Raw genomic sequence first — 8,669 nt, forward strand, 5'->3', positions numbered from 1 at the left:
TTCAAAGCTTCACGTCGGACGGGATGTCGTCGGGTTCGACGCCGGCGAGTTTCATGCCGTTGGTGAGCCATTCGGTCACCTGTCCGATGCCGCGGTTGTATTCCACCCAAACGTCGAGGAACGTCTTCCAGTCCTGATTGTCTTCCTTGGGGATCGCCAGACATGCCGGCAGGCCAATGACTGGCTCTGTCAGCATCGAGAACTTGCCGATGGCAGGGTTCTTTTTCACGGCGGTCATGCCAAGCAGAGCGGCGAAGACGGCGCAGTCCACGCGCCCCGTTTGCAGGGCCAGCATAACCTCGTCTCTTGTCGCGAAAGCCGTAATATTGGCCTTTGGCGCGAAGCGTCTTGCGGCCATTTCCTGCGTCGAGCCAAGGTCGACGGCAACGCGAATATCGGGATTGTTCAGCTCCGCCCAGGTCGAGACCTTGAGCGAATCCGGCGCGACCAGCCCGTATCCATGCAGGAAATACGACTTGGAGAAGTTGATCGACAGTGAGCGGACGGGAGTGGGCGTCAGCGACATAGCTATATCGACTTTGTCGGTCTGTAACTGGATAACCGAATTGCCGTAGGTCGAATCCACGAACTCGATTTCGACCTCGAGCAGCTTGGCGATGTCGTTGGCCATGTCCACGCATGCCCCGGCCCATTCCCCGGTCAGCGCGCTCTTGGCGAAGTAGGGTGGCTCGCCCACCAACGCGGCGACACGCATTTTGCCGGCGGCGCGGATGCGGGCAAGCGTGGAGCCGGCAGAGGCATCCTGGGCTGCGGCAGAACCGCCGCTGGCGCCTAGTGTGGTGGCGGCCAGCGAACCCGCTGCGGCAAGTTGCACGAGCCGCCGGCGCGAGACGTGATGGTCGAAACTGTCTTTGCTCATTTTCATTCCCCTTTCTTCTTAATGGCCGTTACGGCCTTCTGCGAACGGAATCTGATGAGGGTAGGCGAGAAGCCGTTCGAGGCGTTCGCCGACCGTCAGCAGGCCGGACTCGGTTCCACGCGCTGCCATGAGCTGGATGCCCAGCGGACGGCGTGCGGCGTCGCGCAGCACCGGCAGCGACAAAGTCGGCATGCCGGCACAGTTGGCGATTGCGTTGAGATTGGGTCTGGCAAGGAAGTAGAACTTGTCGACAGCCGCCAGCGGAGCAGGGCCGACAGGATAGGCGGGCAACAGCATCCCGCCGGTCCCGGACAGAGTCGCCTCGAGCTGGCCTGCGAAGTCCTCGCATTGCGCAAGCGCCATCCGATAATGTCGGTCGGTGATCTTCTCACCGAGAAGAACGCGGTTGCGGAACATCTCGCCGAAGCCTGAGTAGTGCCCTCGAACCTCGTCTGCGTAGAGATCGGCGACCTCGCGCATCATAACCACGGCGCTGGCTGCGTGGATCGCCGGGAGAGGCGGCATCGATACCGTGCGGAGTTCGAAGCCGCCAGCCCGGAAGGCGTCGCAGGCTTTCTGATATGCCGCAACGACATCCGGCTCACACTCGAGGCGAGCCATCCATGCTCGTTCGGGCACGGCAAGCACAGGGGGGCTGTCTGCGTTTGTCGAAGTGGCTTCTTTGCTGGCCATGGCCTCGTAGATCGCCGCGCAATCCGCCACCGAGCGGGCCATGGGGCCGACGGAATCCAGCGACGGGCTCAAGGGGGTGACGCCGTCGAGCGGCACGCTGTCCCTGCTGCATTTCAGGCCGACGATGCCGCAATGGCTGCTTGGCAGCCGGATTGAGCCTGCCGTGTCCGAGCCGATCGAGGCATGACAGAACGCCGCAGCCACGGATACGCCCGAGCCGCTGGAGGAGCCGCCGGGAAACAGATCGCTGTCCCACGGATTGCGCGCGGGCGGAAAGGGCAGGTCGAATGCCGGTCCGCCAAAGGCGAATTCATGGCAGTTGGCCTTGCCGATGATGACGGCTCCGGCTTTACGCAGGCGCTCGACGAGGGGCGCATCACATTCTGCCCGCCTGTCGAGGCGGCTATGCGATCCACAGGTCGTTGGGGTGCCGGCGACGTCGATGATGTCCTTGACCGACAGGACCATACCGTGGAGCGGACCGCGACTGTCTGGATCAAGCGCATCGAGCATCGCAGCCTGCTGCCCGGCTTCGTCAGCCATAACGTGGATGAACGCGGACACTGTGCCGTCGTGGCGGGCGATATGCGCCAGATGATCCTCGACCAGTTCAACGACTGTCGTCGTATTTGCGGCGAGTGCTACGGCAGCACCCTCGCTGTAGGAACGCGCGTCCTGCTCAGCCTGGACCTTCATCGCTGCTCACCCGACGGGATGAGGGCGTCGGCACCGGCCTCAATCTCGCCCAGCAAGTCGGCGAGCAGCGTCAATCCTCGGGCAAAATCGGCTCGTTCCGTTTCCGATGCTTCGTCAGGCAGTACCGTATCGAGCAGCTCGAGAATGGCGGGATCAGCGTCCGGAAAGTCGCAGGCCATGGTTCGCGCGCCTATCGGTGAAAGTGGGACAGGAATGCCTTGGTGGAGGCATTGGTCGGGTTGCTGATAACCTGCTCGGGCGTCCCGTTCTCGACGATGACGCCGTCGCGCATGAAGACCACCCGGTCGCCGACGTCGCGGGCAAAGGCGATCTCGTGCGTGACGATGATCATGGTCATGCCCTCCCTTGCGAGTTCGCGCATCACCGAGAGCACCTCGCCCACCAGTTCCGGATCAAGCGCGGAGGTTACTTCGTCGAACAGCATTACATCGGGCTTCATGGCGAGCGCTCGGGCAATCGCCACGCGCTGTTTCTGGCCTCCGGAAAGGCGCGAAGGCGGTGAATCCGCCTTGTCTGAGAGACCTACTTTTTCCAGCAATGCGATAGCATTTGCCCGTGTTTCGTCCCGCGGTCGCCTGAGGACGGTTAGCGGCCCTTCCATGACGTTCTCGATTACCGTCATGTGCGGGAACAGATTGAAATGCTGAAACACCATGCCGGTGCGTGCGCGAAACTGCGAAAGCGAGCGGTCACCGGGTAGCCTCTGCCCGATTCCGAAGGTGAAGCTGCGCCCATTGACCGAAACGCTTCCGCCGTCCGGCACCACCAGCAGGTTTAGACAGCGCAACAGCGTCGACTTGCCGGAGCCGGACGGGCCGATCAGTGCCACGACATCGCCGCGCGGGATGGACAGGTTGATGTCGCGTAGCACCTGCAGCGAGCCGAAGGCCTTGCTGAGGCCGCAGATTTCAATGATGGGATCGCCGGGCGTCTTCGACATGGGTTCAGGCTTTCGTGTCGAAACGACGCTCGAGGCGCTGCACCAGCAGCGTCGCGGGGAAAAGGATCGCGAAGTAGACGATCGCCACCGTGGTGTAGACTTCCAGCGGCCGGTAGGTCTCATGCGTGACGAGCTGTCCCTGGTAAATCAGGTCAGGCAGCGCCAGGACGGAAACCAGCGATGTGTTCTTCAATTGCAGGATGGACTGGTTCATCAGGGGCGGCACCATGCGGCGCAGAGCCTGAGGCAAGATGATCCGACGCATGGCGTCGCCGCGCCGCATGCCCAGCGCCTGGGCGGCTTCGCGCTGGCCGATGTCGATCGAGATAATGCCGGCGCGGATAATCTCGCCGTAGAATGAGCCGCCATAAAGGGAGAGTGCGAGCAGGCCTGCCGTGAGCGCCGATATCTGGACGCCCAACAAGGCGGGCAGGGCATAGTAGAACCATATGAGGATGACGAGCAGAGGCGTGCAGCGGAAGATTTCGACCACAAGCTGCGTTGGCCACCGCACGATCATCAACGGCGACAGCCTGCCGAATGCCGCCAGCAAACCGACGAGCAGGCCGCCGACGATACAGGCGAACGTGTAAAGCAAAGTGTTGCCGAGACCGACGAGGAGCACCTCGCGATAGGTGTAGATGACGTTGAAGTCCCAAGCATACGTCATGGACAAACCTTCATCGGATTGGAGGCACGTGTCGCCGGCCTGGCGTCGGCGTCAGGACTCGACGATGAAACCGTGGGCGAAGGGGTCCGCCGGATCGATCACGAACTGGTTCATGCCCATCATGAAGGATTTGGTGCCGATGCTCGGCACGACGCAGGGATGGCCGTTTGGCAGCGTCGAGCGTGTGGCCGTGCCGGTGAAGTGAGTGCCCAGCAAGCTGTGCTGCACGAAAGGCTCGTCCGGGTCGTGAATGCCCTTGGCGACGCGGAGCGCCAAATGGGCGCTGCTGCCGGTGCCGGACGGCGTGCGGCCCATCCGGCCTGGCCGGTAGACGTTTGCGGCCAGATAGCTACTGCCGCGATCGGCCTCCTGCCGCTGCACGAAAGTGAACAGGTCCACAGGCACCGGCTTGCCTGTGGCGGGGTCTGCCAGAGCGGTCGTTTCGCCGATCGCTTCCCACAGCGCCTGCGCGGTGCTGACGATCTCCCGCTCGACCTTCTGGGAAAGCTCGATGCCGGCCGATGCGGCGTCGACGAAGCCGTAGAACAGCCCGCCGAAGGCCATTTCTATACCGATGGTGCGGCCGTCGGGCAGTGCGACCTCGAAGTCGCCGACATGGTAGGATGGGACGTTGCGGAAACGCACTTGGCGAACAATGCCGTCTGTCACGTCGGCCTCGATCTCAAGTGGCCCCAGGACCGTATCGAGCGAAAACCGTGTTACCGGCTCGGTTGCGGGAACCATGCCCAGTTCGATCAAGGCCGCGGCAGTGGCGAACGTGCTGTCGCCACACCCGTCGAACATGCCCGATGGATGCAGGAAGATAACGCCGTAGGCGGCTTCGTCGCTGACAGGGTCGGTGAGCACGGCGCCCAGCATGTTGCGATGGCCGCGCGGCTCGCGCAGCATCGATTCATGCAGCCAGGACATGTTCGCGATGTAGTAGTCCGCCTTCTCGCGCATGGTTGTGCCGCGAATGGCCGGATAGCCGGAGAGAATTGTTCGCGACGCCTGGCCATGATGGTGGTCGACGCAGGTGACGACATTTCGTGCAAACATTAGAAAAATAACTCCAAATCCCCAGCAAGCCTTACGAGGTCAACATCGACTACGCGGCTCGTCATATGTCCTTGGAGACAAGACTACCGGCCGCCGAGTGATCGGGAAAATGGCCAATTGCGATAAGGTCATGCGTGTAGCGCATGGATAAGCTTAACAGGAGCTATGCTAAAGCACAGTTGATCGCGGATACGGCGTGCGGCAAAGGACCAATGCCGGTGGGCTGGTCAATCGCGGTTCTTCGGCCGTAATGTGAGATCCAACTCTCCCCCTAATTTTCCACGCGCTCCAGTGAGGCCCGGCCATTCCACGTCCGCGCCGTCCCGTCCACCAACGATGGCGTACATTGGAATGCTGGGAATGCTGCATTCACAACAACGGGTCGCTTCGACGGGTTGTGCAGCGACAAGGGGCCTTTGGTTAAGGGCGGCGTTGAACCGTGAGCGACATGGCATCGCAGCACACAGAGTATCCTCTTTGGTCATACGGTCGGCGGGGCGGCGAGATATCGGCGACCCGTGTCATCTGATCGACATGTCGGGGAGATGCGTCGATCTTTGCGACCTAGCTCGACATGTCCCGGCCTGCGGGTACGCTCCAAGCTGTCCTTGAAAAATCCCTGCTTAAGGTGCCTAGAGCGCTCGATCTGAGCGTTTTTTAAAGAGCTTATGCCGCATCCTTTGAAAAATGCCGTCATAAGCGTCATGGCCACCGAACGAACACAAAACCTGAAGCAAGTCCTTGATGCAGTGCCCTCCGGGTATGTGGTCGATGCGCCATGGCTGACGGCGCGTGGCATCGCCTACGAGACGCCAACTCCCGCATGTCGCGAAGGAAAAGGTATTCGCACTCAAGGGCGGCACGCCGATCAACCTGTTCTACCGTGATGTGCCCCGCCTGTCAGTCGATATCGATCTCACCTACGTGCCGATCAAGGATCGCCATGAGAGCCTCGTTGAAATCAACGAGGCAATGAATGGCATCGCGGCCGCTATCGAGGACAGTATAACCGGCGCGAAGATGCAACGCACCCACGGTGGGGTAGGCGGTACCATCCGCATTCTCGCTCGTCTGGGCAGTGCGAGATCAAGATCGAGACCTCGCCTGTCATTCGCGGCGTCGAGCATGATCCTGAGATGCATCCGGTGTCAGATGTGGTGGAGGATGAATTCGGTTATGCAATGTGTTCAGTTACTCGCTTGCACGTCGATGTCCCGGTCTTGAGAAAAGCGGCTCCGGCGCTGCGCGCTCAACAATGGCGCCCTGGTCCATGAACGTAAGCGCCAAGCTGACCCCGTGTTTCGCGGGTTGATGAAGGCAGCGACACTCTCGTGATGATTCTCGCGGGAGGTTTGTTTGCAGTCTGCACCCAAGTCCAGACACGGAACGTTTGCAGTCATCGAGGCGGTGCCGGACCGCCTTGATGCCAGCCCTGCTGTCCCTCGCCGTCGCTGGTCGGACGACGCGAAGGCTCGGATACTGGAAGAGGCGATGACGCCGGGAGCGAATGTCTCGGCGGTTGCCCGTGCGCATGACGTGAGCCCGCAGCAGGTGTTTGCATGGCGGCGCAAGGCGATCCGTTCAGGCGCCATTGCTATGTTGCCGGAACGGCCGCTGGCGGAGGCGCAAAGCTTTGCGACGGTGGAGGTGGCGCATGGCGAAGATGATCGCGTGGGCCGCCTGGAGATCGTCATCGGCGATGCGACCATCCGCGTGGTTGCCAATGTGTCGTCAAGCCTTCTGGTCGAGGCGATCCGTGCGTTGCGATCGGCATGATCCCAGCGGGAGCCAAGGTCTATGTGGCGACGCGCCCGGTCGACTTCAGGAAAGGCCCGGACGGCCTGGCGGCACTGGTGCGCGACACCGGCGCCGATCCGTTCTCCGGCGCGCTCTACGTCTTCCGGGCCAAGCGGGCCGACAGGGTGAAGATCGTGTGGTGGGATGGGTCCGGGCTTTGCCTGTTCGCCAAGCGTCTGGACGAGGACAAGTTCCGCTGGCCGCGAGTGGAGAACGGGGTGATCCGCCTAGCCCCGCCGCAACTGATGGCGCTGGTGGAGGGCATGGACTGGACGCGCGTGCGGGCTGAACGAAGACGCCGCCCGACCTCAGCAGGATAGCCCGTGGCGAAGTGACTCAGGCAGCAAAAACCGGTGCCGGAATAGGCCCGGATGTGCTTGTCTCGAGGTCATGACGCGCCATGCTTCGGCTCTTCCCGACGATATCGACACGCTGAAAGCGATGCTGATCGCTGCTGCGGCCCGGGAGGATGAGCTGCAATCACAGGCGGGGCAACTCCAGTCCGAAACCGCCACCCTCAAAGCCGAGATCGTCCGCATGGCCGCGATCAACGAGCGCGCCGAGGAGCGGATTGCCAATCTGCACATGATCATCAAGCAGCTGGAGCGCGCCCGCTTCGGCCGCAGCTCCGAGAAGCTCGACGGCGACCAGCAGGCCTTCGCCTTCGACGAGGTCCAGACCGGTCTTGGCATGATCGAGGCCGAACTCGCGGCGACCAGGCCGGCTGGCGAGCGCAGGCAGCGCGAAGCTCGTCCGCGCAAGGCGTTCCCGGCGCATCTTGAGCGCGTGGAGATCGTCATCGAGCCCGAGACCGTCGCCTGCGCCTGCGGCGGCTGCCAACCGGTCAGGATCGGCGAGGACGTCTCGGAACGCCTCGACGTGACGCCGGCGAAGTTCCGCGTGATCGTCACCCGCCGCCCCAAATATGGCTGCGCCCAGTGCAAGGAGGGTGTCAGTCAGGCGCCGGCTCCCGCTCACATCGTCGAGGCCGGGGTGCCGAGCGATGCGTTGCTCGCCCATGTCGCCGTCTCCAAATATGCCGATGGCCTGCCGCTCTATCGCCAGGAAGGCATCTATGCCCGCGATGGCGTCGAGATCAGCCGCAACACCATGGCCAACTGGATGGGGCATGTCGGCTTCCATCTCGCTCCGCTCGCCGAACGTGTCCTGGCGCTGATCAAGGAGGGCGAGCGGGTCTATGCCGACGAGACGACGCTGCCGACCTTGTCGCCGGGATCGGGCAAGACGAAGACGGCCTGGTTGTGGACCTATGCGCGCGACGATGGACCTTTTGGCGGCCAGGCGCCGCCTATGGTGGCCTATCGGTTCGAGGACAGCCGCGGCGGCGAGAACGTAGAGCGCCATCTCGCCGGCTACACCGGATTGCTCCAGGTCGATGGATGGGGAGCCTACAACCGTCTCGCCGATGCCAGGCGTGCCGATGGCCCACTGACGTTGGCTGCCTGCTGGTCGCATCTGAGGCGCAAGTTCTACGAACTGCACGTGTCCGGCGTCTCGCATGTGGCCAGCGAAACCGTTGAGCGGATGGCCGAGCTATGGAAGGTCGAGGAGCGCATTCGCGGGCAGAGACCTGCGGATCGCCGGGCCGCGCGACAGGAGCAGTCGGCCGCCATCATCGCCGATCTCTGGCTGTTCTGGGAAAAGGAATTGAGCCGCATCTCCGGCAAGTCGAAACTCGCCGAGGCGATCCGCTATGCCAGGAGCCGCCGCGAGGCTCTCGAGCGCTTCCTGGACGATGGTCGCCTCGATATCGACTCCAATGCCGTCGAGCGGGCTATCCGGCCCCAGGCCATCACAGTAAGCGAGCAGCCGAAGCCGTTCAGGGCTGGTAGTTCCAGGGCATGAGGTCGTCGATACGGCTGTCAGGCCAGCCGTTGGCGAGGCGCTCGAGG

The 8,669-nt window shown here is 62.6% G+C and carries 9 protein-coding genes and 1 pseudogene; 4 read left to right on the plus strand and 6 right to left on the minus strand.

Features of this window, described 5'->3' with window-relative positions:
* Position 1: 1 nt before the first annotated feature.
* The 6 genes from ACVJNE_RS22985 to ACVJNE_RS23010 are packed head-to-tail and all read right to left on the minus strand — an operon-like array spanning position 2 to position 4,959.
* A complete protein-coding gene (locus ACVJNE_RS22985) occupies positions 2 to 880 on the minus strand; it encodes a transporter substrate-binding domain-containing protein (protein ID WP_379015231.1) in 879 nt (292 codons plus the stop codon).
* Positions 881 to 898: 18 nt separating this feature from the next.
* Positions 899 to 2,269 carry an amidase gene (locus tag ACVJNE_RS22990; RefSeq protein WP_499569073.1) on the minus strand — a complete coding sequence of 457 codons (1,371 nt, stop codon included), beginning with the start codon at positions 2,267 to 2,269 and terminating at the stop codon, positions 899 to 901.
* Entirely contained in the window at positions 2,266 to 2,448 is a 183-nt protein-coding gene (locus ACVJNE_RS22995; protein WP_499569074.1) for a hypothetical protein, read from the minus strand. Before ACVJNE_RS22995 ends, ACVJNE_RS22990 begins: the two co-directional genes overlap by 4 nt.
* An 11-nt stretch (positions 2,449 to 2,459) precedes the next feature.
* Positions 2,460 to 3,230 (minus strand): amino acid ABC transporter ATP-binding protein, encoded by a 771-nt coding sequence (locus ACVJNE_RS23000; protein ID WP_499569075.1) that lies wholly within the window; start codon positions 3,228 to 3,230, stop codon positions 2,460 to 2,462.
* 4 nt (positions 3,231 to 3,234) lie between these two features.
* Positions 3,235 to 3,900 (minus strand): amino acid ABC transporter permease, encoded by a 666-nt coding sequence (locus tag ACVJNE_RS23005; protein WP_499569076.1) that lies wholly within the window; start codon positions 3,898 to 3,900, stop codon positions 3,235 to 3,237.
* A 51-nt stretch (positions 3,901 to 3,951) separates the two neighbouring features.
* Positions 3,952 to 4,959 (minus strand): proline racemase family protein, encoded by a 1,008-nt coding sequence (locus ACVJNE_RS23010; protein ID WP_499569077.1) that lies wholly within the window; start codon positions 4,957 to 4,959, stop codon positions 3,952 to 3,954.
* A 792-nt stretch (positions 4,960 to 5,751) separates the two neighbouring features.
* Here ACVJNE_RS23010 and ACVJNE_RS23015 point away from each other — a divergent pair.
* The 4 genes and pseudogenes from ACVJNE_RS23015 to tnpC form a co-directional block, all read left to right on the plus strand.
* A complete protein-coding gene (locus ACVJNE_RS23015; protein WP_499569078.1) occupies positions 5,752 to 6,183 on the plus strand; it encodes a nucleotidyl transferase AbiEii/AbiGii toxin family protein in 432 nt (143 codons plus the stop codon).
* A 132-nt stretch (positions 6,184 to 6,315) separates the two neighbouring features.
* Positions 6,316 to 6,735 carry a transposase gene (locus ACVJNE_RS23020; RefSeq protein ID WP_499569079.1) on the plus strand — a complete coding sequence of 140 codons (420 nt, stop codon included), beginning with the start codon at positions 6,316 to 6,318 and terminating at the stop codon, positions 6,733 to 6,735.
* Entirely contained in the window at positions 6,732 to 7,076 is a 345-nt protein-coding gene (gene tnpB, locus ACVJNE_RS23025; protein WP_028032973.1) for an IS66 family insertion sequence element accessory protein TnpB, read from the plus strand. Before ACVJNE_RS23020 ends, tnpB begins: the two co-directional genes overlap by 4 nt.
* A 70-nt stretch (positions 7,077 to 7,146) precedes the next feature.
* A pseudogene (gene tnpC / locus ACVJNE_RS23030) lies at positions 7,147 to 8,574 on the plus strand (IS66 family transposase); the annotation flags it as partial.
* Between the last annotated feature and the right edge of the window lie 95 nt (positions 8,575 to 8,669).

Source organism: Mesorhizobium sp. DxT (assembly GCF_058448885.1).